This window comes from Roseomonas sp. SRI_022, assembly GCF_057586215.1.
Genome location: NZ_JBYCZL010000007.1, coordinates 174,013 through 197,929 on the forward strand (window position 1 = coordinate 174,013; position 23,917 = coordinate 197,929).

Annotated in this window: 22 protein-coding genes; 8 read left to right on the forward strand and 14 right to left on the reverse strand. The window is 68.6% G+C overall.

Annotated features, from left to right (window positions below):
- Nucleotides 1–7: 7 nt before the first annotated feature.
- Complete coding sequence (cysN, locus tag AC2YHJ_RS09290) at nucleotides 8–1,873, reverse strand: sulfate adenylyltransferase subunit CysN (RefSeq protein WP_487395542.1); 1,866 nt, start codon at nucleotides 1,871–1,873, stop codon at nucleotides 8–10.
- 1 nt (nucleotide 1,874) lies between these two features.
- Complete coding sequence (gene cysD, locus AC2YHJ_RS09295) at nucleotides 1,875–2,798, reverse strand: sulfate adenylyltransferase subunit CysD (protein WP_487395543.1); 924 nt, start codon at nucleotides 2,796–2,798, stop codon at nucleotides 1,875–1,877.
- A 116-nt stretch (nucleotides 2,799–2,914) separates the two neighbouring features.
- On the opposite strand from cysD, the gene cysQ reads away from it, so the two are divergent.
- A complete protein-coding gene (gene cysQ / locus AC2YHJ_RS09300; RefSeq protein ID WP_487395544.1) occupies nucleotides 2,915–3,694 on the forward strand; it encodes a 3'(2'),5'-bisphosphate nucleotidase CysQ in 780 nt (259 codons plus the stop codon).
- Here the strand turns inward: cysQ and AC2YHJ_RS09305 are convergent.
- On the reverse strand, nucleotides 3,666–4,103 hold the full coding sequence (locus tag AC2YHJ_RS09305) for a PaaI family thioesterase (protein WP_487395545.1): 438 nt from the start codon (nucleotides 4,101–4,103) through the stop codon (nucleotides 3,666–3,668). The two genes, cysQ and AC2YHJ_RS09305, sit on opposite strands and share 29 nt — an antisense overlap.
- A gap of 127 nt (nucleotides 4,104–4,230) precedes the next feature.
- Between AC2YHJ_RS09305 and AC2YHJ_RS09310 the strand changes: the two genes are divergently transcribed.
- Both AC2YHJ_RS09310 and AC2YHJ_RS09315 read left to right on the forward strand, forming a co-directional pair.
- Nucleotides 4,231–5,079, forward strand: a complete 849-nt coding sequence (locus AC2YHJ_RS09310) for a GNAT family N-acetyltransferase (RefSeq protein ID WP_487395546.1) — start codon at nucleotides 4,231–4,233, stop codon at nucleotides 5,077–5,079.
- 76 nt (nucleotides 5,080–5,155) lie between these two features.
- Nucleotides 5,156–6,667, forward strand: coding sequence for a hypothetical protein (locus AC2YHJ_RS09315; RefSeq protein ID WP_487395547.1), 1,512 nt, complete (start codon nucleotides 5,156–5,158; stop codon nucleotides 6,665–6,667).
- 37 nt (nucleotides 6,668–6,704) lie between these two features.
- Here the strand turns inward: AC2YHJ_RS09315 and AC2YHJ_RS09320 are convergent, their stop codons facing one another.
- Nucleotides 6,705–7,598, reverse strand: coding sequence for a polysaccharide deacetylase family protein (locus AC2YHJ_RS09320; protein WP_487395548.1), 894 nt, complete (start codon nucleotides 7,596–7,598; stop codon nucleotides 6,705–6,707).
- Nucleotides 7,599–7,703: 105 nt separating this feature from the next.
- On the opposite strand from AC2YHJ_RS09320, the gene cydD reads away from it, so the two are divergent.
- Both cydD and cydC read left to right on the forward strand, forming a co-directional pair.
- Nucleotides 7,704–9,380, forward strand: coding sequence for a thiol reductant ABC exporter subunit CydD (cydD, locus tag AC2YHJ_RS09325; RefSeq protein WP_487395550.1), 1,677 nt, complete (start codon nucleotides 7,704–7,706; stop codon nucleotides 9,378–9,380).
- The gene (gene cydC, locus AC2YHJ_RS09330; RefSeq protein WP_487395552.1) at nucleotides 9,380–11,050 is read left to right on the forward strand and encodes a thiol reductant ABC exporter subunit CydC; all 1,671 of its coding nucleotides are present in this window, start codon (nucleotides 9,380–9,382) and stop codon (nucleotides 11,048–11,050) included. The genes cydD and cydC overlap by 1 nt, the downstream gene beginning before the upstream one ends.
- Before the next feature lie 6 nt (nucleotides 11,051–11,056).
- Here the strand turns inward: cydC and AC2YHJ_RS09335 are convergent, their stop codons facing one another.
- Nucleotides 11,057–11,527 (reverse strand): Hsp20/alpha crystallin family protein, encoded by a 471-nt coding sequence (locus AC2YHJ_RS09335; protein ID WP_487395553.1) that lies wholly within the window; start codon nucleotides 11,525–11,527, stop codon nucleotides 11,057–11,059.
- Nucleotides 11,528–11,638: 111 nt separating this feature from the next.
- On the opposite strand from AC2YHJ_RS09335, the gene AC2YHJ_RS09340 reads away from it, so the two are divergent.
- From AC2YHJ_RS09340 to recQ, 3 genes are all read left to right on the forward strand, one after another.
- Nucleotides 11,639–12,598: a radical SAM protein gene (locus AC2YHJ_RS09340; protein WP_487395554.1), complete on the forward strand. Its 960-nt coding sequence runs from the start codon at nucleotides 11,639–11,641 to the stop codon at nucleotides 12,596–12,598.
- 74 nt (nucleotides 12,599–12,672) lie between these two features.
- Nucleotides 12,673–13,059: an OmpA family protein gene (locus AC2YHJ_RS09345; protein ID WP_487395555.1), complete on the forward strand. Its 387-nt coding sequence runs from the start codon at nucleotides 12,673–12,675 to the stop codon at nucleotides 13,057–13,059.
- Nucleotides 13,059–14,858 carry a DNA helicase RecQ gene (recQ, locus tag AC2YHJ_RS09350; RefSeq protein ID WP_487395556.1) on the forward strand — a complete coding sequence of 600 codons (1,800 nt, stop codon included), beginning with the start codon at nucleotides 13,059–13,061 and terminating at the stop codon, nucleotides 14,856–14,858. Before AC2YHJ_RS09345 ends, recQ begins: the two co-directional genes overlap by 1 nt.
- 50 nt (nucleotides 14,859–14,908) lie before the next feature.
- Here the strand turns inward: recQ and AC2YHJ_RS09355 are convergent, their stop codons facing one another.
- The 9 genes from AC2YHJ_RS09355 to AC2YHJ_RS09395 form a co-directional block, all read right to left on the reverse strand.
- Nucleotides 14,909–16,030, reverse strand: a complete 1,122-nt coding sequence (locus AC2YHJ_RS09355; protein ID WP_487395557.1) for an HlyD family secretion protein — start codon at nucleotides 16,028–16,030, stop codon at nucleotides 14,909–14,911.
- A 5-nt stretch (nucleotides 16,031–16,035) separates the two neighbouring features.
- Nucleotides 16,036–17,619 (reverse strand): MFS transporter, encoded by a 1,584-nt coding sequence (locus AC2YHJ_RS09360; RefSeq protein ID WP_487395559.1) that lies wholly within the window; start codon nucleotides 17,617–17,619, stop codon nucleotides 16,036–16,038.
- On the reverse strand, nucleotides 17,616–18,041 hold the full coding sequence (locus tag AC2YHJ_RS09365) for a MarR family winged helix-turn-helix transcriptional regulator (protein ID WP_487395560.1): 426 nt from the start codon (nucleotides 18,039–18,041) through the stop codon (nucleotides 17,616–17,618). The genes AC2YHJ_RS09360 and AC2YHJ_RS09365 overlap by 4 nt, the downstream gene beginning before the upstream one ends.
- A 90-nt stretch (nucleotides 18,042–18,131) precedes the next feature.
- A complete protein-coding gene (gene grxD / locus AC2YHJ_RS09370) occupies nucleotides 18,132–18,470 on the reverse strand; it encodes a Grx4 family monothiol glutaredoxin (RefSeq protein WP_487395561.1) in 339 nt (112 codons plus the stop codon).
- 12 nt (nucleotides 18,471–18,482) lie between these two features.
- Nucleotides 18,483–18,716, reverse strand: coding sequence for a BolA family protein (locus AC2YHJ_RS09375; RefSeq protein WP_219760929.1), 234 nt, complete (start codon nucleotides 18,714–18,716; stop codon nucleotides 18,483–18,485).
- Nucleotides 18,716–20,935, reverse strand: coding sequence for a phosphoribosylformylglycinamidine synthase subunit PurL (purL, locus tag AC2YHJ_RS09380; protein ID WP_487395562.1), 2,220 nt, complete (start codon nucleotides 20,933–20,935; stop codon nucleotides 18,716–18,718). Before purL ends, AC2YHJ_RS09375 begins: the two co-directional genes overlap by 1 nt.
- A gap of 57 nt (nucleotides 20,936–20,992) precedes the next feature.
- The gene (locus AC2YHJ_RS09385; RefSeq protein WP_487395564.1) at nucleotides 20,993–21,559 is read right to left on the reverse strand and encodes a transposase; all 567 of its coding nucleotides are present in this window, start codon (nucleotides 21,557–21,559) and stop codon (nucleotides 20,993–20,995) included.
- A 42-nt stretch (nucleotides 21,560–21,601) separates the two neighbouring features.
- A complete protein-coding gene (locus AC2YHJ_RS09390; RefSeq protein ID WP_487395566.1) occupies nucleotides 21,602–22,765 on the reverse strand; it encodes a hypothetical protein in 1,164 nt (387 codons plus the stop codon).
- 179 nt (nucleotides 22,766–22,944) lie between these two features.
- Nucleotides 22,945–23,721 carry a class II aldolase/adducin family protein gene (locus AC2YHJ_RS09395; protein ID WP_487395568.1) on the reverse strand — a complete coding sequence of 259 codons (777 nt, stop codon included), beginning with the start codon at nucleotides 23,719–23,721 and terminating at the stop codon, nucleotides 22,945–22,947.
- Nucleotides 23,722–23,917: the final 196 nt, after the last annotated feature.

Consider the following 23,917-nt stretch of genomic DNA (forward strand, 5'->3'; position numbering starts at 1 on the left):
TACCGCGTCAGCAGGCGATCCCGCGTGCGCGCAACTGCTCCAGCACCTCGGCCGCGCAATCCGCGGCCGCGCGGCCCGGCGTCGGGATGTGCAGTTCCGGCTGCTCAGGCGCTTCGTAGGGGCTGTCGATGCCGGTGAAGTTCTTGATCTGCCCGGCCTGCGCCTTGGCGTAGAGGCCCTTCGGGTCGCGCTGGATGCAGGCCTCGATCGGCGTGTCCACGAAGACCTCGAGGAATTCGCCGGGGCCGAGCAGGTCGCGCACCATGCGTCGCTCTGCCCGGAAGGGGGAGATGAAGGAGCAGAGCACGATCATCCCCGCATCGACGAAGAGCTTCGCCACCTCACCGACGCGGCGGATGTTCTCCACACGGTCCTCGGCGGTGAAGCCGAGATCGCGGCAGAGCCCGTGGCGGATATTGTCGCCATCCAGGCTGTAGGTCTGCCGGCCGGCGCGGTGCAGCGCCTGCTCGACGATGTTGGCGATGGTGGACTTGCCGGATCCCGACAGGCCGGTGAACCACAGCACCATCGGCTTGTTGCCGACGAGGGCGGCGCGCGCCGTCTTGTCCACCGTGAAGTGCTCATGGTGGATGTTCGACGCCCGCCGTAGCGGGAAGGAGACCATCCCCGCCCCGGCGGTGCGGTTGGTGAAGCGGTCCACCAGGATGAAGGCACCGGTGGTCCGGTTCTCCTCATAGGGATCCATCGGGATCGGCTGACCGGCGGAGAAGTTGCAGAAGCCGATCTCGTTCAGCGATAGCCGCCGCGCGGCGTGTTCCTCGAGCGTGTTCACATCGACCCGGTGGCGGATGGAGGTGACCGAGCACGGCGTCCAGATGTTGCCGATGCGCATGAGGTAGGAGCGCCCGGGCAGCATCGCTTCCTCATCCATCCACAGCAGATGGCCGGCGAACTGGTCGGCGACGGCCGGGCGCTCGGCGGCGTGGACCAGGATGTCGCCGCGCGCGACATCGACCTCGTCCTCCAGCGTCAGCGTCACGGCCTGGCCGGCCTCGGCGGCGGCGAGGTCGCCATCGGCTGTGACGATGCGCGCGATGCGCGACGCCTTGCCGGATGCGGCGACGACCACCTGGTCGCCGGTGGCGATGCGGCCCGAGACGATGGTCCCGGCGAAGCCGCGGAAGTCGAGGTTCGGCCGGTTCACCCACTGCACTGGGAAGCGGAAGGGCTTTCCGGCCAGGTCCTGCGCGACATCGACGGCTTCAAGATGCTCGATCAGCGTCGGGCCGTGATACCAGGGCATGTTGCCCGACCGCGCTGAGACGTTGTCGCCGAAGCGCGCGCTGATCGGGATCGGCATGATCGAGCGAAAGCCGAGCTCCGAAGCGAAGGTGACGTAGTCGCCGACGATGCGGTCGAAGGTCGTCTGATCGAAGTTGACGAGGTCGATCTTGTTCACCGCCACGACGATATCGCGGATGCCGAGCAGCGAGCAGATGTAGGAATGCCGCCGCGTTTGCGTCAGCACGCCTTTGCGCGCGTCGATCAAAATGACGGCGAGCGAGGCGCCGGATGCACCGGTCGCCATGTTGCGCGTGTACTGCTCGTGGCCCGGCGTGTCGGCGACGATGAAGGCGCGGCGCGGCGTGGCGAAGAAGCGGTAGGCGACGTCGATGGTGATGCCCTGTTGGCGTTCCGCCTCCAGGCCATCGACTAGGAGTGCGAGGTCGATGTCGTCGCCCGTGGTGCCGTGCTTGCGGCTGTCGCGGGCGACGGCGGCGAGCGTGTCCTCGAAGATCAGCTGGCTGTCGTAGAGCAACCGCCCGATCAGCGTCGATTTGCCGTCATCCACCGATCCGCAGGTGAGGAAGCGGAGAAGCTCGCGGCTTCCGGGCGCACGGTGATGCGTCATCTCAGAAGTATCCCTCGCGCTTCTTCTTCTCCATCGAGGCTTCCTCGTCGGAATCGATCAGCCTTCCCTGGCGTTCGCTGGTTTTTGCGGCGCGCATCTCGGTGATGATCTCGGGCAGCGTCGCCGCGGTGCTCTCCACCGCGCCGGACAACGGGTAGCAGCCGAGCGTGCGGAAGCGGACCATGCGCATCTGCGGCGTCTCGCCGGGTTCGAGCGGCAGGCGCTCGTCATCCACCATGATCCAGGTTCCGGAGCGCTTCACCACCGGCCGCTGCTTCGCGAAGTAGAGCGGCACGACGGGGATATCCTCGGCGAGGACGTAGTCCCACACGTCGTACTCGGTCCAGTTGGACAGCGGGAAGACGCGGATGCTCTCGCCATCGCGGATGCGCGTGTTGAACAGCGACCACAGTTCCGGCCGCTGCGCGCGCGGATCCCAGGAATGCCCCTGGCCGCGGAAGGAGAAGACGCGTTCCTTCGCGCGGGACTTCTCCTCATCCCGGCGCGCACCGCCGAAGGCCGCGTCGAAGCCCCATTTGTCGAGCGCCTGCTTCAGCCCCTCGGTCTTCATCACCTGCGTGTGGAGCGCCGAGCCGGACGCGATCGGGCTGATGCCGCGCGCGATGCCGTCGGGGTTGGTGTGGACCAGAAGCTCCATCCCGACCTTCTTCGCCATCATGTCGCGGAAGGCGATCATCTCGCGGAACTTCCACGTCGTATCGACATGCAGCAGCGGGAAGGGCGGCTTGCCGGGTGCGAAGGCCTTCAGCGCGAGGTGCAGCATCACCCCCGAATCCTTGCCGATGCTGTAGAGCATCACCGGTTTGCGGAAGGATGCCGCGACCTCGCGGATGATTCCGATCGATTCAGCTTCGAGCCGTGCGAGATGCGGGGTCAGCGGGGCTTTCGTTGAGGTGCTCTGCAAGGGTCCCTCGGCGTCATGGCAGCGCGGCGGAAACCTTGTGCAGCGCAGCGCCGCCTCTTCCCATGGTGGGCTGTTCCGCGCAAGTTCCGAAGCCTGCGATTCCGGAGCCGCACCACGTGACCACAGACCCTGCCGCAAGGACCCGATTCGCCGAGAGTTTCGCGGCGATCGCCGAGGCAGCCGGAGCGCGCATCATGGCGATCTACGGCACGACGGCAGCCGAGGCGAAGGCCGACGGCAGCCCGGTGACGGAAGCGGATCTCGCGGCACATCGGGTGATCCTCGAAGGGCTGGCCCGCGACTGCCCGGACATCGCCGTGGTGTCGGAGGAAGACGCCGCGCACCGCACGCCCGATCCGCAGGAATGCTTCATCCTGGTCGATCCGCTGGATGGCACGCGGGAATTCATTTCGCGCAATGGCGAGTTCACCGTGAACATCGCGCTGGTCGAAGCGGGCCGATCGGTCGCCGGCGTGGTGCTGGCGCCGGCGCTAGGCCGCATCTGGGCTGGCGCGCTCGGTGCCGGGGCACGCATGCGCGCGGTCGGGGGCGCGGATTGGCAGCCGATCGCCTGCCGCCACCCGGGCGGAGATGGCGTGGTCTGCGTGGCCAGCCGGTCGCACCGCGATGCGACCACCGACGCCTTCCTCGCCGAGCAGACCGTTGCCGGGCTGCGCTCGGTGGGGTCGTCGCTGAAATTCTGCCTGCTCGCCGAGGGCCAGGCCGACGTCTATCCGCGGTTCGGCCCGACCATGGAATGGGACACCGCGGCCGGTCAGGCGGTGCTGGAGGCCGCGGGCGGCCAGGTGCTGACGCCGGATGGCGCGCCCTTTCGCTATGGCAAGCCGGGCTGGCGCAACGGCCCCTTCATCGGCTGGGGTGTGGCGCCGGCCTGACCGCCGCCCAGGAGGTCGTCACATGCGCGGCGATCTCCTCCGACGCTTCGGCGCGGATCAGCACCTCGCCGACGATGATGCGACCGCGCTTGAGCACCCGCGCCTCCGCGAGCACCGGGCCCGGCTGCAGGCGGCGCAGGAAGTGGATCGTCAGGTTGCTGGTCAGGCTCTCATCCCGCCCGCCGCTGATGCCGAGCAGCGCCGCCCACATCGCGACATCGGCGAGGCCCATCAGCGCGGGGCCGGAGACGGTGCCGCCCGGCCGCAGCAATTCCTCCCGCCAAGGCAGCCGGCAGGTGGCGGAGCCGCCGGCGGCTGAGGCGACCTCGATTCCCCAGGCAGCAGCGAGTGGCACGCCGCGACGCACGATGGCCTGGATGGCGGCGGGGGAGGGTGTTTCGTCGTCCATGACCGCGGTCTGTAGCGTGGCTGGATGCACGCCGACAGGCCCGGGCTCCGAGAGCCGACGACGCTCATGGCCCGCACCTCGTCCACGGCGTAGCGTGGCGGCCTCACCGTGGCTGGGATGAAGCGCCTTGGGCATTGCGACGATCCGGACCATGCGGCCGGCGGAATTGCCGCTCGCCCTCGACTGGGCGGCGGCAGAGGGCTGGAATCCCGGCCTGTCCGATGCCGCTTGTTTCCTCGCAGCCGACCCTGACGGCTTCCTGATCGCCGAACTGGCCGGCGAGCCGGTCGGCTGCGTTTCGGCCGTGCGGTATGGCGAGGGCTTCGGCTTCCTCGGTTTCTACATCGTCCGGCCCGGCTTTCGTGGCCTCGGGCACGGGCTGGCATTGTGGCAAGCCGCTATGGCGCGACTTCGACCGGGGGTGGTCGGGCTGGATGGGGTGGTGGCGCAGCAGGCGAACTACCGGCGCTCCGGCTTCGATCTGCTGCACCGGAACATCCGCTACGCCGCGGCCGCGCCCCGCGCGCCACAAATCACCGAGGCACCCGCCGTCCTTGCCGCCGACACGGTCCCCTTCGCCGCCATTGCCGATTTCGACCGCCGCTTCTTCCCCGCCCCGCGGGAGGCCTTCCTCCGGGCCTGGATCGCCGCGCCCGGCCATGTCGCCCGAGTCGTGCCGGGCGGGAGCGGTCTGCGTGGCTTTGCTGTGCTGCGGCGATGCCGGGAGGGGTCGAAGATCGGGCCGCTCTTTGCCGAGGATCCCGCCGCGGCGCGTGCCCTGTTCGCGGATCTGCTGGCGGCAGCACCACCTGGCCCGGTCTTCCTCGACCTGCCGGAGCCGAACGCGGACGCGCTCGCCATGGCGCAGGATGCGGGCATGCTCCCCGCCTTCGAGACGGCCCGCATGTATGCCGGCATCGCGCCCGACCTGCCGCTGCGTCAGGTCTATGGCATCGCCAGTTTCGAACTGGGATAGGCGCCGGCCGCCGAGGTTGACCCCCCCGCCCGGCAGGCGCTAGCGCTGTCGCGCACCAGACAGGGAATCCATCGCAATGCATCGGCCGAATGCCCGTCGGGCGACGCGACAGGCGGCCGTGGCGGCCGCCGCTCTGCTGGCCCTTGCCACGCTCCATCCGTTGCCAGGCGCGGCGCAGCCGGCACGTGCGGCCGTGGCTGTCGAACTGGCCGATGCCTTGTCGCAGTCACCGATGGCGGTGGGCGACACCATTTCCGTCCAACTCGCGCGCGGGCAATCCGCCTTCATCCGCCTGCCCGAGGGCGCGGGGGAACTCGTGGCCGAAACCCGGCGCCTGTCGCGCAATGCCGACACGGTGATGGCACTTGTCGATGCGCAGGGCCGTCTGCTCGATGAGGATGACGACGGGGGGGATGAGAACCTCGCCTCCCGTATCGAGATCGGCGCCGACCAGCGCGGGCCGCTCTTCCTGCGGATCAGCCTGCTGGAAGGTGGGGTGGGTCGCTTCGACGTCGTGCTGAACCGGGCGCCGCCGGTCGATCCGAACGCGCCCGCGCGCAACCTCGCCGATGCGGTGGGGCGACCGGCCCTGGCGATCGACCGGCCGGTCAGGGTGTCGTTGCGTGGGCGCCAGGAAGCCTATTTCCGGCTGCCGTCGGATGCGCCGGACCTCGTTGCCCTGACGCGCGGGCTCGAGGCCGGGACCGACACGGTGTTGACCCTGCTCGACGCCAATGGGCGGGAACTCACCACGGACGATGACGGCGGCGAGGAGCAACTCGCCTCGCGCCTGGAAGTGCCGGGCGCGCAGCGGCGCCCGCTGTTCCTGCGCGCCGGCACGCTGGGCGGCGGCACCTTCGATATCGTGCTGCTGCCGGACACGCCGGCGCCGGGTCCGAGCTTCCCGCGTTCGCTGCGGGAGGCGGCGATGGCACCCGCGCTTGCCGTGGGCCAGACCCTGACCCTGCGGCTGCGGCGCGGCCAGACGGCGGTGTTTCGCCTGCCGGAGGGCGACATCGCCGTTGTCACCAGCAATCTGCGCCGCGGCACGGACACGGTGCTGACGCTGCTCGACGCCAATGGCGAGGAACTGACCGAGGATGACGACGGCGGCGGCGGCCTCGCCTCGCGCCTCGAAATCGCGGCGGCCGAATCCCGGCCGGTCTTCGTGCGCGCCCGCGTCCTTGGCGACGGTGCGGGCGAGTTCGACCTGTCGGTCGAGGCGGATGTGCCCGAGCCGGTCACCTTCCCGATCTCCCTCCAGGCGGCGGCGGGCGCGCCCATGCTGCAGCCCGGCGTGGCGGTGCCGATTCGGCTGCGGCGCGGGCAATCGGCCTATTTCCTCCTGCCGTCGGGGGCTGGCGTGCTCATGACGCGGGAATTGCGCGACGGCACCGATACCGTGCTGGAGATCCTCGATGCCAATGGTGAGGTGCTGGCCGAGGACGATGATGGCGGCGAAGGGCTGGCCTCACGCCTGCCGATCGAGGCTGTGCGCAAGGGCGATATCTTCGTGCGCGCCGGGGTGCTGGGCCATGGGTCGGGGGCCTTCGAACTGATCCTGCTGCCGCCCGACGCGGCCCGGTAGGCGGAGCGGCGCCGCGACAGGGCTCGGCGACCGTGCTTCAGCCCCCGGGGACGAGACCCGCGGGCAAGGACAGGACATGGTCGAAGACGGCGCCCGCGGTGGTGATCCAGGCGACGTCGCGGCGTGAGGACAAGTGCAGCAATGCGCGTCGCAATTGCCGCAGCCGATAGGGCTGGCCGATCAGATAGGGATGCAGCGCGATGCCCATCACCTGCGGCCGGCCATCGGCGACCTGCCGCAGCCGTTCCTCGAGGTCATCGACGATCATGTCGGCGAACTGCCCCGCGCTATCCTTGCGGGCGGCGATCGCCGGGATGTCGTTGACCTCCTGCGGATAGGGGATGGCGAGCAGCCGGCCGGCGCGCGTGCGCATCCATATCGGCGCGTCGTCGGCGCACCAGTTGAGCGTGTAGCCATAGCCCGACTCGACCAGCAGGTCCGGCGTGGCCCGGCTCTCCGCGATCCAGGGCGAGAGCCAGCCTCGCGGTGCCTTGCCTTCGTGGCGCAGGATCGCTGCGGTACTCTCGGTGATCAGCGCGCGCTCCTCCGCCTCGGGCAGGACGGACTGGCGCTCGGAATTGGTGCGCCCATGGCCGGCAATCTCGTCGCCGCGGGCGCGATGGGCGGCGACCAGTTCCGGCGCGTAGTCATACATTGCGCTGTTCAGCAGCACGGTCGCCGGCAGGCCAAGTTCATCCAGCAGCGCCAGCAGCCGCCAGGCGCCGACCCGGTTGCCGTAGTCCCGCCAGGCGAAGTTCAGCACGTCGGGTTGCGGTCCGCCGGGGGCGAGTTCCGCGCCCAGCCCTTCTCCGAAGGCAAAATGCTCGAGGTTCACGCCGAGATAGATCGCAAGCCGTGCCCCGCCAGGCCAGCCATAGGGCGGCCGGTCCGGCCAGGCGTGGTAGTCGTAGCGGTCATGGCTGGGCAGCATCGGGCCGGTATCTCCTGTGCGGCCTTGATGACGTGGCCATTTCGCTTCGGCAAGGCGACCGACGGCTGATTTCAGCCTTGTCCGATCTCCGGTATGCTGCGGCGCATGGCGTCCCCTTCGACGGGCGCGGAGGCCGGTGCCGCGTCGCTCCTGAAGCGGGAGGCGCGGTCCGAGCGTGCCCGCCTCATTCCCCCTGTCCTGCTTGGGCTCGGCATCGCTGCCTGTGGCGTGGCGCAGGCCTTCCTGCTGGCACGATTGCTGGCGACGCTGCTCGGGCAGGGCGACGCCGGCTGGGCGGAGCTCACCGCGGCGGCGGCGCTGGCGCTGCTGATGGCGGCCTTAGGCATCGCGCAGGAACGCGCGCAGCTCGCCGCCGGGGAGGATGCCAAGGCGCGGCTGCGTGCGGCCGCCTTCGCCCGGCTGTTGGCCGCCGGCCCGGCGGATGACCGGGCGGTGGGGGAGAAAAGTGCCCTGGTCGTCGAACGGATCGAGGCGCTGGAAGGCTATTTCGCGCGCTGGCTGCCGGCTGCGATGCTGGCCGTCCTGGCACCGCTGATGATCGGAGCGGTGGCGTTGGTCGCGGATCCGCTCAGCGGGCTGATCCTGCTCGGCGCGGGGCTGCTGGTGCCGGTGGTGCAGGTGCTCACTGGCATCGGCGCGGCGCAGGCCAGCCGCCGCCAATTCGCCGCTCTGCAGCGCCTGTCGGGCCGTTTCCTTGACCGCATGCGCGGCCTGCCGGTGCTGGTGCTGTTCAACCAGCAGCAGGCCGAGGCGTCCCGTCTTGGCGCGGCGGCCGAGGAACTGCGCCAGCGGACCATGCGCGTGCTGCGCGTCGCCTTCATCTCGGCCGGCGCCATGGAACTCATCATCGCGGCGGCGCTCGCCTCGCTCGCCTATCATCACGGCGCGCTGGTGCGCGGCGTGCATCCGACCCCGGTGATCGCGCTGTTCACCCTGTTGCTGGTGCCCGCCTTCTTCGCCCCGCTGCGCGCCTTCTCGGCCGCCTATCACGAACAGCTTTCCGCCCGGGGCGCGGCGGCGGATCTCGCGCCGCTGCTCGATGCGCCGGAACCCGGCGGCCTGTTGCTCGAGGAAGTGCCACCCAAGGTCACGGTCACCTTCCATGAGGTCGGCCTATCCTATGCAGCGGATCGCCCGCCGGCATTGGACGGCCTGTCCCTCCGTGTGATGCCCGGCGAGACGCTGCTGCTGACCGGCGCCTCGGGTGCGGGGAAGACGACCGTGCTGCGCATTCTGATGGGCTTCCGGCGCCCCGATCGCGGACGCGTCGCGATTAACGGCCGAGACGCGACGTTGCTGAAGCCATCGGAACTGCGCCGACTGTCATCCTATGTCGGCCAGCGCGCCTTCATCTTCCGTGGTTCGATCCGCGACAACATCCGCTTCGCGCGGCCGGATGCGGATGACGCTGCGGTCGAGGCCGCCGCCCGGGCCGCCCATGTGATGGAATTCGCCGCCGAGCTGCCCAGCGGGCTCGACACTCCGGTCGGCGAGGGTGGTTTCGGCCTTTCCGGCGGGCAGGCGCAGCGTGTCGCCGTGGCGCGCGCGTTCCTGCGCGACACGCCCTTGGTCCTGCTCGACGAACCAACGGCGCATCTGGACCCGGGCACGGAGGCCGTCGTGCTCGATGCGGTGCGGCGGCTATGCATCGGCCGCACGGCGATCGTTGCGACGCATGCGCGTGCGGCGCGCAGTGCCTTTGGTCAGGTGCTGGAACTCCAGGCCGGCCGCGCTGCCGGCGCGCGGATGGCGGGCAAGTGATGCGGCGCGACGTAATGCGCATCCTCGGCCTGTGGCGTGGCCATGCCGGATGGCTCGTGGCCGGCGTCGCGATGGCGGTGCTCTCGGCCCTGGCGGGGGTGGCGCTGCTGGTGCTCGCCGCCCGGGTGATTTCCGGGGCGATTGCGCAGGGGCGTGGCGATGCCGTGGTCTTGGCTGGCGCCGGCCTCGCCGCGCTGCTCTGGCTGCGCCCAGTCATGCTGTTCCGCCCGGTGGCGCGATACCTCGAACGGCTGGTGACGCATGAAGCGACCTTCCGCGCGCTTGCCATGATGCGCGTGTGGTTCTTCACGCGGCTCGCCGAACGCCTGCCGGCCGGGCTGGGGCTGCGCCGGGCGGGGGATCTGCTGGGCCGTTTGGTCGCGGATGTCGAGGCGCTCGACGGGCTCTATCTGCGTGTCATCGTGCCGGGGTCGGCAGCGCTTGCCGTCGTGCTCACGCTGGCGGTGGCGGTTGGCGCGGCGGAACCGGGCCTCGCCGCCATCCTGGCCCTGCCACTGGCCGCCGCGCTGGCCTTGCCGGTGCTGCTCGCGCCTACTGCCGCGCGGGCCGGCACGAAGGTCGCCGAGGCGCAGGGCGCGCTGCGCAGTGCCGTGGTGGAGCCATTCACCGGCCTTGAGGACACGCTGGCCGCCAATGGCGAGGCGCTGGCCGCCCGGCGCGTCGCCGCCGAGGGCGAGGCGCTGGCCCGCGCGCAATCGAGCCTGGCGCGGCGGGCCGCCTGGGGCGGGGCGATGGGTTCGCTGCTGACCCAGGCCGCGCTGCTCGGCTCGGTCGCCTGGGCACTGGCTGCGCAGAACCGGGCGGTCGCAACCGGGTTGATGGCAGTCTTCCTGGCGATCGCGGCGGCCGAGGCGCTGGGGCTGATGCCGCGCGCCGGTGCAGCGCTCGCCGCCGCGGCCGCGGCCGCCCGACGGCTGTTCGAAGCCGCCGATACCGCCGAGCCGGTGCCTGACCCCGCCGCTCCCGCCGCCCTGCCGGCGGGCCATGCGCTGCGCCTGTCGGGCGTCACCTTCGCCTGGGCAGCGGACCGCCCGCCAGTGTTCGATGGACTCGACCTGGAAGTGCCGGAGGGTGCGCGGATCGCCCTGCTGGGGCCCTCGGGCGCCGGCAAGTCGACGCTCGCGGCCTTGCTGCTGAAGTTTGCGGCACCGCAGGCGGGGTTGATCACGCTGGGCGGGGTGGACATCGCGACGCTCACGGCGGCGGATCTGCGCCGGCGTGTCGCCTGGCTGACCCAGGATGCGCGGCTGTTCGACGACAGCATCGAGGCGAATCTCCGCCTCGCCGCACCCGGGGCCACCGAGGCTGAGCTATGGCGCGCGCTGGATCGCGCGCAGATCGGCGACCTCGTGCGCTCCCTGCCCGAGGGCCTCGCAACCCCATGCGGGGAGGGCGGGAGCCGCTTCTCGGGCGGTCAGGGGCGGCGCCTCGCGCTGGCGCGGACGCTGCTGTCGCCCGCATCCGTGCTGATCCTGGACGAGCCCGCCGCGGGGCTGGATGCGGATACCGAACGCGCCTTCCTCGCCACGCTGGACGAGGCGACGGCAGGGCGGAGCGTGATCCTGATCCTGCACCGCCTGATCGGCGTCGAACGGCCGAGCCGCATCCTGCGCCTGGTCGGTGGCCGGGCGATCCCGGCCACCGGCTGAACCGGTTCAGCCGGCCGGCGGCGCGCCGCCGATCGGTATGCGGTTGGTCGGCGGCTTGGTCTCCGGTGGCCGCTGCAGCGAGATGGTCAGCACGCCCTTGTCGAAATTCGCGCTGGCCTGGCCTGGGTCGGCCGCCCATGGCAGGCGGAGGCTGCGCCGGAAGCTGCCATAGGAGCGTTCGGCGAGATGGATGCCGGCTTCCTCCCCGGTCTTCTCTTGGCGCTTCTCGCCGGCAATGGTCAGCAACTCGCCCTCAAGGGAGACCTCGATTTCCTGCTGGTCCATGCCGGGCAACTCGGCGGTGACGACGATGCCCTGCTCCGTCTCCTTCATCTCGACGGAAGGGGCGAAGCCAGCGAGCGGGGAGGACGCCGCGCCACCGAACATTTGATCGAAGACCCGGTTCACCTCACGCTGTAACGTCCCGAACAGGTCGGGCGAAGATCCGGGACGTGACGCAGGAAGACGAGGCAACATGGCGTTCTCCCTCCTTGTAACGGCGCCCGGCGCGACACGGCTGGGCCGGGCCATCGGCGGCCCTTTTAGCCCAGTTTTCCGCCGTTTGCCTTGCCGTGGATCAATCGCCTGATGACTGCGCCGGTTGTGATGCGGCCGAAGCCGCTCGATCCCGCGAAGTTCCGCGACCCTGCCGTCACGGCCAGGGGCGAACCGCGCGCGGCGGTCGCCCTGTCGGGGTTGCGGACGGTGTGGATCAACACCGGCACGCTGTGCAACATCACCTGCCGCAACTGTTACATCGAGAGCAGCCCGACCAATGATGCGCTGGTCTATCTCAGCGCCGAGGAGGTCGCGGCCTATCTCGACGAAGCTTCCGCCCTCGGCGCGCCGCTGGTCGAGGTCGGCTTCACCGGGGGCGAGCCCTTCCTGAACCGCGACCTGCCGGCGATGCTGCGCGACGTGTTGCGACGCGGGCTGGCGGCGCTGGTGCTGACCAACGCCATGAAGCCCATGATGAATCATGCCGCCGCGCTGCTGGGGCTCCAGGCCGAATTCGGGGACAGGCTGACGCTGCGCGTCTCGCTTGATCACCATGAGGCGGCGCTGCATGACCTGGAACGCGGCGATGGCGGCTTCGCCAAGACGATGGAGGGACTGGCGTGGCTGGCGCGGCACGGCTTCCACATCCATGTCGCCGGCCGGCTGCGCTTCGGCACGGATGGGGAGGCGGCGATGCGGGCCGGCTATGCCGCGCTGTTCGCGGCGCATGCCATCCCAGTGGATGCCGGCGACCCCGTCGCGCTGATGCTGTTCCCCGAGATGGACGCGGCCGCCGACGTGCCGGAGATCACCACGGCCTGCTGGGGCATCCTGCGGAAGTCGCCCGACAGCCTGATGTGCGCCTCGGCGCGGATGGTGGTGAAGCGGCGGGGCGCCGCTCACCCGGCGGTCGTCGCCTGCACGCTGCTGCCCCATGATCCGCAGTTCGAATTAGGGGCGACCCTGGCGGAGGCATCGCGGCCGGTCGCCCTCAACCATCCGCATTGCGCGACCTTCTGCGTGCTCGGCGGCGCCGCATGCTCGCGCTGACCGCGCGCGGGAGTTGACGGGCCGTGGGGCTTCGCGCGACCAAGGGAACCTTCGAACCCCGGAGTCGTCCCAAGATGCGCCGCCGCACCTTCCTCGCAGCCGCCCCCGTCCTGCTGGCCGCCGCCTGCACGAGCGCGCCGCCGCCTCCGCCGCCGATCGCGGTCTTCTTCACCGCCGACAGCGCGACGCTGGACCCTGACGCGCAGGCCGTGGTGCGCAGCGCGGCCCAGGTCGCGAAGGACCGGCCCGGGTTGGACGTCGTGGTCCTGGGCTTTGCCGGCCCGGCCGGTGGCGCCGCCTACAACGTCGCGCTGTCCCAGGCGCGCGCGCAGCACGTCGCCGACCTGCTGGCACGCGAGGGCGTCGCGCGCAATCGTATCCGCATCAGCCCGCGCGGCCCCGTGCCCTTCGAGGCGATCGCGACCGAGAGCCGCCGCGTCGAGATCCGTATCGGCGGCTGATGCTTGATCTGGAGGACCCGCGGGAGGTCCTCCGCCGCATCTTCGGGCATGAGGGCTTCCGTGGACGGCAGGAGGAGATCGTCCACCACGCCGTCGAAGGCGGGTCCGGCGTCGTTCTCATGCCCACGGGCGGCGGAAAGAGCCTGTGCTTCCAGGTGCCGGCGCTGTGCCGGCCGGGCGTCGGGATCGTCGTCTCCCCGCTGATCGCGCTGATGGAGGACCAGGTCGCAGCGCTGCGCCAGCAGGGCGTGGCGGCGGCCGCACTGCATTCGGACCTGCCGCCCGATGAGGCGCGCGCGGTGCTGCGCGACCTCGATGGCGGGCGGCTGAAATTGCTCTACGTCTCGCCAGAGCGCCTCACGCTCGACGGCACGCTGCAGCGGCTGGACGAGATGCGGATCGCCCTGTTCGCGGTTGATGAGGCGCATTGCGTCAGCCAATGGGGGCACCATTTCCGGCCCGAATATCGCGGGCTTGGCGTGCTGGGTGCGCGGTTTCCCGGGGTGCCGCGCCTGGCGCTGACCGCCACGGCCGATCCGCGCACGGTCGAGGACATCCGCCTCCAGCTCGACCTGACCGAAGCGCCGGTCTTCCGGGCCTCCTTCGACCGACCGAACATCTTCATCGTCGCCGAGCCGCGCGAGAGCGAACGGTCCCAGCTGCGCGGCCTGATCCGCGACATGCGCGGCTGCGGCATCGTCTACTGCGGCAGCCGCGCGCGGACGGAAAGCACGGCGGAATGGCTGCGGGCGGACGGGCATGACGCGCTCGCCTTCCATGCCGGGATGGATCCGGCCGCGAAGCGCGACGCGCATCGCCGCTTCGCCCGCGGCGACGACGTGATCATGGCGGCGACCATCGCCTTTGGCATGGGGATCGACCGGCCGGATGTGCGCTGGGTCGCGCATCTCGACCTGCCGCGCAGTCCGGAGAGCTGGTACCAGGAGATCGGCCGCGCCGGGCGTGACGGCCTGCGGGCGCGGGCGCTACTGCTGTTCGGTGCCGGCGACATGGCACTTGCCCGGCACCGCATCGCCGAGAGTCCGGCCAGCGAGGAACAGAAGCGCGTCGAGCGGTCGCGGCTCGATGCCATGATCGCCATTGCCGAGGCCGCCACCTGCCGTCGCGCCCTGCTGCTGCGCTGCTTCGGCGAGGAACCGGCGGTGGCCGAATGCGGCGTCTGCGATGTCTGCCGCACGCCGCCGCGGATGTTCGATGGCACGGTGCCGGCGCAGAAGATGCTCTCGGCGGTGGTGCGCACCGGGCAGCGCTTCGGTGTGGGGCATGTCGTGGACGTGCTGCGCGGGCGGCTGACCGACAAGGTCGCGCAATTCGCCCATGACAAGCTGCCGACCTTCGGCATCGGCAAGGATGTTTCCGACGGCGTGTGGCGGGGCATCGCCCGGCAATTGGTCGCGCGTGGCGTCCTGGACGTGGCGGTGGAGAACCATGGCGAGCTGGTTGCGACGGAAGCCGCGCGCCCCGTGCTGCGCGGCGCGGAAGCGGTGATGCTGCGGCAGGACACGGTGCAGTCGACCCCGAAGAGGGCGGTAGGCGTGGCGCCGCAGGTCGCATCCGGCGATCCGTTGTTCGATGCGCTGCGGCTGTGGCGGCGCGGGGTCGCGCAGACGCAAGGGGTGCCGGCCTATGTCGTGGCGGATGACCGCACGCTCGGTGGCATCGCGGTCGCGCGGCCGGAGAATCTCGACGCCTTGCTGGAGGTGCCCGGGATGGGCCGGTCGCGCGTGGAGCGCTACGGCCATGACATCTTGCGCCTGGTCGCCGAAGCGACGGCGTGAAGCCAATGGCGCCGCACCGGCGGCGGCGCCGATAGACCTCCCGCCCCTGATCAGCCGCCGGCCAGTCTCGTCGGGCTCGCGGCGTGACGTGTGCGGAGCATGTCGTCCCTTGCTCCGGCCTCGGCCGCGGCCTCATGCGGCGTCTGCGTCGCATCCACCCGCACGACGGCGGACATTCCCGGCGCCAGCAGTCGCATGGCTGGCTGGCCGGGGTCGAGCAGGATGCGCACCGGCAGGCGCTGCGCGACGCGGGTGAAGTTCCCCGTCGCGTTGTCCGCCCGGATCACGGCGAATTCGGACCCGGTGGCTGGGGAGAAGCGTTCCACACGTCCTTCCAGCGTCTCCCCGCCAAGGGCATCGACCATCACATGCGCGCGCTGACCTTCGCGCAGGCCCGCGACCTGCGTCTCCTTGAAATTCGCCGACACCCAGAGCTGGTCCGGCACCAGCGCGGTGATCTGGCTGCCGGCCGAAACATATTGCCCGGCGCGCGCGCCCACCTCCGACAGCGTGCCGCTGCGCGGGGCCAGGATGCGCGTATTGTCGAGGTCGATGCGCGCGAGCTGCGATGCCGCTTCCGCCGCCTGCACCGAGGCTTCCAGCCCGGCGCGCTGGCCTTCGGTCTCGGCGAGCGCGCGCTCCGCGACGCGATGCGCCGCGCCCGCCTGCTCGACGCCGATCTCGGCCAGCCGCAGGGCGGCGCTGAGGTCGTCGCCGCGCGAACGCGATTGAATGTTCGCCTGCAGCAGCGGTTGGATGCGGTCGAGGTCGAGCTGCGCCTTGTCGCGCACCGCCTCGGCATTGTGGCGCTGCGCCGTGGCGACGCCGAGATTGGCTTCGCGCGATGCACGCTGCAGGTCGTTGTTGCCGAGTGCGGCGCGCGCGGCATTGAGGTTCGCGAGGGCCTGGTCGTAGCGTGCGCGATAGCTGCGATCGTCGATGCGCGCGATCAGATCGCCGGCCTGTACCTCGACATAGTCCTGCACCGCGACCTCGGCGATCACGCCAGGCACCTGCGGCGAGATCACCGTGACGGCGCCGCGCACATAGGCATTGTCGGTGGTCTGCACGCCGCTGGTGAAGGGCGGCAGGCCCCAGGCGAAGAGGATGAGCAGCACACCGAGGATGCCGCTCGCGACGATCGGAAGGGTGAGGGTGAGATGCCGTTTCATGATGATCACGCGGGGAGAGGAGCGATACCGGCGCGCAGCGCGCGGATCGCGGCGTGAATGCCGAGGATCGCGAGTATGGCCAGCGCGAGGGCCGCTACGGTGAGGAAGACGTCGTCATGGGCGCGGGCGTAGGCCTCGCGCGTCGCAAGCGTGCCGAGCTGCTTCAGACCCTGGGCTTGGCGCAGAAGCGGGTCCTCGATGACGGCGCGATAGGCCGCGCCGTATTGCTGCACGCGCTGGGCGAGCAGTGGGTTGGAGAGGGTCAGTGGTTCGACGATGTGGGCCGAATGGAACTTCTCCCGCACCACCAGCAGCGTGCCGAACAGGGCGCTGCCGATCTGGCCGCCCAGCACGTTGGTGCCGAGGAAGACGGCGAGGAAGCTCATCAGGTGTTGTGGTGCCGTACGCATCACCCAGCCCAGCCCCCAGGCCATGGCGGATGGCACGAACAGCGCCGAGCCGAAGGCGATCAGCATCTGCGGCAGGTAGAAGTCGGGCGGCCGGGACTGGCTGGTGGCGAAGGATTCCAGCCACGCACCAAGCGCGATCAGGGCGAAGGAGGCGGCGTGGATGGCCGGGGCGCGCTGTGGCGCGACGATGAAGCAGTTCACCGCCGTGCCGGCGAGGATGCTGAGGAGGATGCGGATCTCGAGGCCGGCGAACTGGTCGTTCTGCAGGCCCATGGTCTGGAAGAAGGCGACGGTCGCCGAAGTCGGCTCGGCCATCACGGCGCGGGCGCAGAGCATCACGCCGGCGAACAGGATCATCTGCGGCTGCATCATCCAGCGCAGGTCCAGCATGGCGCGCTTGCGGTTCATCTCCAGCGCCGCCACGGCGGCGAGCAGCAGCACCGAGGCCGCGAGACACAGGCCGAGCCAATCCGCCTCGAGCCACCAGTAGAGGCGGCCGAGGCTGAGCACGAGACTGAGCAGGCCGATGCCGAGCATGAGCATCGGGAAGCTCGCGGCATCGATCGGGTCGAACACCTTGGCGCGCGGGATGGGCGCCAGTGGCAGGCGCATGACGATGGCGAGGCAGATCAGCGCGAGCCCTGACTCCATCGCCAGCAGGCCCTCCCACCCCGCGCGGTCGAGCAGCGGCGGCGCGATCAGCCGCGCCAGCGGCGCCGCCAACTGCGAGCCAAGGACGCCGATGCTCAGCCCCACCGAGAGCCGGTGCTGCGGCGCCATCACCTGCACGGTGTAGAGGAAGGCGAGGGTGGAGAGGGGCGCCGCCGCGAAGCCAGCCACGGCACGCAGCGCCACCATCAGCCGATAGTCTGCGATGACGAGGTGAAGCAGCGCGAGACTCGCGAACAGCGCGAGCCCGACCTCCGCGAAGACTCGCAGGCCGTACTGGTTGCGCACCTTGTACAGCAGCAGCGTCGCGGTGATCGAAGTGGCGGTGTAGGCGGCGGGCAACCAGGCGGCCTCGTTGGCGGTCACGAGGAAATGCCCCTGCACCGCGACGGCATTCGCTGACACGAACTGATTGCCGAGCCCCTGCGTGACACCAAGCGTGAGCGCGGCGAGGACATGCAGCGCGATGAGGCGCGGCGGGGCCGGCGGAGGTGCGGCGGTGGCGCTCATTCGAGCTTGTCCGCGATGGTGCCGAGCACGCGGGTGACGAGGGCGAGGTCCTCGGGCGGGATGTCGGCGAGCAGACGCTGGCGTTCGGCGGCGAAAAGCTCCTCGAGCTCGGCGATGACGGGTGCGGCTGTGTCCGTGAGGCGGATGAGGTTGGCGCGGCGGTTACCCTCGATCGGTTCGCGCCGAATCAGCCCTTGGGATTCCAGTGCATCAAGGATGCGCACCATCGTCGGGTGCTCGGTCATCTGCTCCTCGGTCAGGTCGCGCTGGGTCATGCCCTCGGGATGCGTGGCGAGGAGGCGGAGCGTCTGGGCCCGCACGTAAGTTTGGGCCGCCGTCTCCTTCAGCCGGGCGTCGAACAGGCGCCGCCAGCGGAGGGTGACGCGGCGGAGGGCGTGGACGAAGGCGGCTTCAGCGCTCATGACGGTTGGATGTTAATGTATCATGATACAAGTATCAAGGTACATATTGAGGGAAATGAAAGGGAGGCGCCGGCCTCCCTTTCGGAACCCTCAGGCCTCGGCCTTGTGAGGGATCTGCTTCTCGTTCAGCAGCGTGGCCAACTCGCCGGACTGGAACATCTCCATGACGATGTCGCAGCCGCCGACGAACTCGCCCTTCACATAGAGCTGGGGAATGGTCGGCCAGTTGCTGAAGGCCTTGATGCCCTCGCGGATCTCCATGTCCTCAAGCACATTCGCGCTGCCGAAGGGCACGCCCATGTGGGAGAGGATCTGCACCACGCGGGCGGAGAAGCCGCACTGCGGGAAGGCCGGCGTGCCCTTCATGAAGAGCATCACGGGGTTGGCGTCGATGGCGGCCTGGATCTGGTCGAAGGTCGGGTTGGACATCGGGTCTGGGTCCTATTCCGGAGCGGAGGTCTGAAGGGCGAGAGCATGCAGCACGCCGCCCATGCGGCCCTGCAGCGCGGCGTAGACGATCTGGTGCTGCTTCACGCGGGAGATGCCGCGGAAGGAAGCCGAGACGACCTTGGCGGCGTAGTGGTCGCCATCGCCGGCAAGATCCTCGATGGTGACCTCGGCATCGGGGAGGGCGGATTTGATCAGCGCCTCGATCTCCGCCGGTTGCATCGCCATCAGGCACGTCCTTCCATCAGGGCGGGGAGGGTTGCTTCGTTGGCCTCCCGCAGGGTCGAAACCGATATGGCCCGGCCGGCACCCAAGTCCAGGGTGGTGCCGCCGGCGCGGCCGAGGCGCATGGCAGGGACGCCGGCCGCCTTGGCCTCGGCCAGGATGGCAGGGGCGTCGGAGACTGCAAGGACGTAGCGGGCCTGATCCTCGCCGAACCAGAAGGCGTGAGCGGGGATGGCCGTCTCGGAGGCTGTGATGGTGGCGCCGATGCCGGTAGCCATGGCCATCTCGGCGAGCGTCACGAGCAGACCGCCATCGGCGCAGTCGTGGCAGGCCAGCACGTCGCCGGCGAGGATGCGGGTCCTGACGAAGTCTCCGTTGCGACGTTCCGCGGCAAGGTCCACCGGGGGCGGGGCGCCGTCCTCGCGGCCTGCGATCTCCCGCAGCCAGAGGGACTGGCCGAGGTGGCCGGCGGTGCTGCCAACCAGGATCAGGTCGGCATTGGCGGGCATGCCGAGGCCGATGGCATCCGCCGCATCGTCGATCACGCCGACGCCGCCGATGGCGGGGGTGGGCAGGATCGCCCGGCCTTCCGTCTCGTTGTAGAGGGAGACGTTGCCGCTCACGACCGGGAAGTCGAGCGCGGTGCAGGCGGCGGCCATGCCGCGCACCGCGGAGGCGAACTGGCCCATGATCCGCGGCTTCTCGGGGTTGCCGAAGTTCATGTTGTCGGTGATGGCGAGGGGCAGGGCGCCGGTGGCGGTGATGTTGCGCCAGGCCTCGGCGACCGCCTGCTTGCCGCCTTCCTCGGGGTCCGCGACCACGTAGCGGGGGGTGCAGTCGGTGGTCATGGCCAGCGCGCGGTCGTGGTCCTCGATCTTCACGATGGCCGCGTCCGCGCCGCCGGGGCGGTGGACGGTCTGGCCGTTCACCAGGCTGTCGTACTGGTCCCAGATCCAGCGGCGGGAGCAGAGGTCCGGCGTGGCGACCAGGGTCAGCAGGGCCTGTTCGATGCTGGTGGAGTTCGCGATGGTCGCCGGGTCCAGCAGCGGCTGCTTCGGGGTGTCCTCGGTGGGGCGGCGGTAGAGGGGGGCTTCCGATTCCAGCGGGGCGAGGGGGATGTCGGCCTCGACCTGGCCCTTGTGGCGGATGACGATGCGGCCGGTGTCGGTGAGGTGGCCGATCACCGCGAAGTCCAGTTCCCACTTGGTGAAGATGGCCTCCGCCAGCGCCTCGCGGCCGGGCTTGAGGACCATGAGCATGCGCTCCTGGCTCTCGGAGAGCATCATCTCGTAGGCTGTCATGCCTGTTTCGCGCTGGGGGACGTTGTCGAGGGTGAGGTCCACACCCATGCCGCCCTTGCCGGCCATCTCGACGCCGCTGCTGGTCAGGCCCGCGGCGCCCATGTCCTGGATGGCGACGATGGCGTCGGTGGCCATCAGCTCCAGGCAGGCCTCGATGAGGAGTTTTTCCGCGAAGGGGTCGCCGATCTGGACGGTGGGGCGCTTTTCCTCGCTGTCGGCGGAGAATTCCGCCGACGACATGGTCGCACCATGGATGCCGTCCCGGCCGGTCTTGCTGCCGACATAGACCACGGGGTTGCCGATGCCGGTGGCGGCGGCGGTGAAGATGCGGTCGGCCTGGGCGATGCCGACCGTCATGGCGTTGACCAGCGGGTTGCCGTTGTAGGCGGGGTGGAAGTTGACCTCCCCGCCCACGGTCGGGACGCCGACGCAGTTGCCGTAGCCGCCGATGCCGCGGACCACGCCGTCGATCACCTGCTTCATCCTCGGCGCGTCCGGGGCGCCGAAGCGCAGCGCGTTGAGGTTGGCGATGGGCCGCGCACCCATGGTGAAGACATCCCGCAGGATGCCGCCGACACCGGTGGCTGCACCGTTGTATGGCTCGATCCAGGACGGGTGGTTGTGGGATTCCATCTTGAAGACGGCGGCCAGGCCATCCCCGATGGCGATGACGCCGGCATTCTCGCCCGGGCCCTGGATGACCCAGGGGGCCTTGGTGGGCAGTTCCTTCAGCCAGACGCGGCTGGATTTGTAGGAACAGTGTTCCGACCACATCACGGAGAACACGCCGAGTTCGGTCAGCGAGGGTGTGCGGCCGAGGATGGCGAGGCAGCGGTCGTACTCGTCCGGCTTCAGGCCGAATTCGGCGGCGAGCTGGGCGGCACGGGCGGGGTCGAGCGAGATGGGCGCGGCAGCGGTCATGGGCGCGTTGTGGGTAGCGCGCGGGCCGCTGTCCAGTGGGGTTTGCGCAGGGCTGGGTCATGACCAGCCGAGGCGCTGTTGCCGGGTGAGGTGCCTGATGCCGCCGGCCATGCGGTGGAGGTGCTTCAGGGCCTTCAGGTAGCCGAGATAGGCGGTGATCTGCTTGCGCGTGCCGGGCGCGCGCGGGAGGTCCATGCGCTTCAGCTTTTCGGACAAATCGGGGTTGGGGAGCTTGTTCGGCGGGCCGTTCAGGGCGGTGAGGAAGCCGAGGCGGCGGATGAGGACGATGAATTTGAGGCCGCGGAGACGGATGGCGCGTCGGCAGGCGCGGAAGATGAGGGGGGCGATCTCGTTGAGGGGGTGTTTGGGATCGTTGTCCTTGATGGCTTCGAGGAGGCGTTCCCAGAGGCCGGCATGGTTGAGGCGGCGGAAGTAGCGGGAGACGGTGTCGGGTTTGCCGTGTTCAGGCGGGAGGGCGCGCCAGGGGGCGGTGGTGCAGGCGAGGTGGAATATGGCGTTCATGCGGGCGCGGAGGTCGGAGATGTGGCGACCGGCAGGGGAGCGGGGGAGGATGAAGGGGAGGAGGGCGTGGAATTGGAGGGGGGTGAGGGGATGGGAGTGCATGATCACATTCGAGCATGCAAGGGAATAAAAAGCAATAAAATCCTACGAACGTAGCCTGCCTGATGGTTCAGATTGAGCCTTGTGAGCATCCGATGTGGCTGCGAGCAATCTCTTAGCCATTGAAAGCGTTGCGGCAGTAACAGGGGATGGCTTTCCAATCTTGTCGATGGCGATGAGCATACCCGCGACGGCATGTGCAACCTTTCGGAGCTGCAAAACCCGAAAATCGCGCGGGTTAGGCTCAGATAAGTTAATGTCATCGATGCTGCTCGAGAGAACTTTGAACCACGGCGACTCGGTTTTCGTAATCAGATCGGAGAATTCGGCAAAGCCAATGATACGAAATCGCCTATTTGAATTCGGATCACGCGCTATCATTGCGTCTCCGATCGCATCCTGCCATTCTCGATATATTAGTGATTTACGAAATATTAAATTCGCAACAATATCGTGGAGCATTTCTCTGATAATTGAATCATCTATTGGTGCATGATTCAATTTTGCGCACAAAAAGTCCGTAAGTCTCTTGACCGCACGATATTTTTTACTTTCGTCAATATTTATTGCATCTGATAGGTATACGCCTTCATCATTGAAAAATTCATATGCTTTTAATTCAAAAAGCAGTCCGGTGTGCGTCACGGATTCGCTGTCGATCGAACTGATATCTATATTCAAAATGAGACAAATTTGCTTGAGTCGTTCGATTTCGAGTGATGGCCCATCTGCGAGTGCGCTGCGGAGGGCTGACATCTGTGTGGCAATCGGCGGTGTATACCCTGGATTATGTGCCGCGATCGAACTCAGTTCGATTTCCATGCCGCGCACCCAACCAATAAGGCTTGCAATTCTGTACAGAGTGCTTATGCGCTTATAAGTATTGAATATGCTAGCAGAATTTATAGATGTTAAGAATTCGTACCTGTTTTTAACAAAAAACTCGTGCAATCTCCAAGAAAGTTTTTCACAGGAATCCGAAAGAGGTCCTAGATACATGGAAAATGTGTCAGAATCAGATCGAGATTTCTCTCTATTATATTTTATTTTTTCAAAAAAATAGTCTTTTAATATTGATACAAGTAAGGCGCTGCTTGCGCCAATTGCTGCCGCAGTTGCGGGGCTGCCCCAAATTGACGCGCTTGAGCTTGGCTGATTCACGGATGCTAAATTTGATTCTTGAGCGAGTGCGGCAAGCAAAAGAAGCATCTTGGCCTACCTTGAAATCCTGAAAGAGTCCTCGAATGGTATTGTTTAAGGATATTTGCGCCGCACGCCAAGTGATCGAAGGTGCAGGAAACTGAGTTTCCTGCCGGGGTGCAGGGGCAGGGCCCCTGCGAAGCCGCCCGGCGAGACAGTGCTCCCGCCGAGCGCCGTTCGGTAGCACCCTACTCCGCGTAGTCCGGCTGGGTCCGGTCCAGCATCCGCTTCATGGCGGCGAAGTAGTAGTCGGAGCCGCTCATCGCCATGGTCGGGTCTTTCCAGGTGGCGGCTTCGGCGCGCATCTTTGCCAGCACTTCGGGGGCGACGAAGCGGCGGCGCTGGCCGGTCCACATGCCGAAAAGCTGCGTGCGGCAGGAGCGTTCGAGGAAGTAGAGGCGGCGGTAGGCCTGGGCGACGGTGTCGCCGATCACGACGACGCCGTGGTTGGCCATCATCAGCACGACCTTGTCGCCCATGAGGGCGGCCATGCGTTCGCCTTCGGCGTGTTCGTGGGCGAAGCCGTTGTAGTCGTAGTCGTAGGCGATGCGGCCTTCGAATTGCAGGGCGCCCTGGCCGGTCATTTCCAGCGTCATGTCCTCGAGCTGTGACAGCGCCGTGGCGTAGGGCATGTGGGTGTGGAGCACGCAGGCGGCGCCGGTGGCTTCGTGGATGGGGGCGTGGATGCAGATGGCGCTGCGGTCCGCGGGGCCGGTGCCTTCGAGGACGGTGCCGTCGAAGGCGACCTCGATGAGGTTGCTGGCGGTGACCTCGTTCCAGTGGAGGCCGAATTCGTTGAGGTAGAAGCGGCCCGGGCGGCCGGGGACGAGCAGGGTGAAGTGGTTGTCGATGGCCTCGTGATAGTCGTCGAGGACGGCGAGGCGGTGGGCGGCGGCGAGGTCGATGCGGGCCTGGCGGCGCTGGGCTTCCAGCAGGTCAGGCGCGGTGGGGGTCAGGCTGTCCAAGGGGCGGATCCTTTCCGTCTACCGGGGCGGGCGCCGGGTTGGCCGGCCGGGATGAGACGGGATGGTCGCACCGAATGGCGCACCGTGTGAATTGCCGTGCCGGCGATATTCGGTGGGCGGCGCCAGCGGATGGATGGGCCGGGCCTTCGCGCCAGACTCACAGTCCGACAGATCGAAGGTGCAGGAAACTGAGTTT

Coding starts and splice junctions, on each gene's coding strand:
- cysN (WP_487395542.1), bottom strand. CDS start 1,873: ATGACGCATCACCGTGCGCCCGGAAGCCGCGAGCTTCTCCGCTTCCTC.
- AC2YHJ_RS09305 (WP_487395545.1), bottom strand. CDS start 4,103: ATGGACGACGAAACACCCTCCCCCGCCGCCATCCAGGCCATCGTGCGT.
- AC2YHJ_RS09315 (WP_487395547.1), top strand. CDS start 5,156: ATGCATCGGCCGAATGCCCGTCGGGCGACGCGACAGGCGGCCGTGGCG.
- AC2YHJ_RS09320 (WP_487395548.1), bottom strand. CDS start 7,598: ATGCTGCCCAGCCATGACCGCTACGACTACCACGCCTGGCCGGACCGG.
- cydD (WP_487395550.1), top strand. CDS start 7,704: ATGGCGTCCCCTTCGACGGGCGCGGAGGCCGGTGCCGCGTCGCTCCTG.
- cydC (WP_487395552.1), top strand. CDS start 9,380: ATGCGGCGCGACGTAATGCGCATCCTCGGCCTGTGGCGTGGCCATGCC.
- AC2YHJ_RS09335 (WP_487395553.1), bottom strand. CDS start 11,527: ATGTTGCCTCGTCTTCCTGCGTCACGTCCCGGATCTTCGCCCGACCTG.
- AC2YHJ_RS09340 (WP_487395554.1), top strand. CDS start 11,639: ATGACTGCGCCGGTTGTGATGCGGCCGAAGCCGCTCGATCCCGCGAAG.
- AC2YHJ_RS09345 (WP_487395555.1), top strand. CDS start 12,673: ATGCGCCGCCGCACCTTCCTCGCAGCCGCCCCCGTCCTGCTGGCCGCC.
- recQ (WP_487395556.1), top strand. CDS start 13,059: ATGCTTGATCTGGAGGACCCGCGGGAGGTCCTCCGCCGCATCTTCGGG.
- AC2YHJ_RS09355 (WP_487395557.1), bottom strand. CDS start 16,030: ATGAAACGGCATCTCACCCTCACCCTTCCGATCGTCGCGAGCGGCATC.
- AC2YHJ_RS09360 (WP_487395559.1), bottom strand. CDS start 17,619: ATGAGCGCCACCGCCGCACCTCCGCCGGCCCCGCCGCGCCTCATCGCG.
- AC2YHJ_RS09365 (WP_487395560.1), bottom strand. CDS start 18,041: ATGAGCGCTGAAGCCGCCTTCGTCCACGCCCTCCGCCGCGTCACCCTC.
- grxD (WP_487395561.1), bottom strand. CDS start 18,470: ATGTCCAACCCGACCTTCGACCAGATCCAGGCCGCCATCGACGCCAAC.
- AC2YHJ_RS09375 (WP_219760929.1), bottom strand. CDS start 18,716: ATGGCGATGCAACCGGCGGAGATCGAGGCGCTGATCAAATCCGCCCTC.
- purL (WP_487395562.1), bottom strand. CDS start 20,935: ATGACCGCTGCCGCGCCCATCTCGCTCGACCCCGCCCGTGCCGCCCAG.
- AC2YHJ_RS09385 (WP_487395564.1), bottom strand. CDS start 21,559: ATGCACTCCCATCCCCTCACCCCCCTCCAATTCCACGCCCTCCTCCCC.
- AC2YHJ_RS09390 (WP_487395566.1), bottom strand. CDS start 22,765: ATGCTTCTTTTGCTTGCCGCACTCGCTCAAGAATCAAATTTAGCATCC.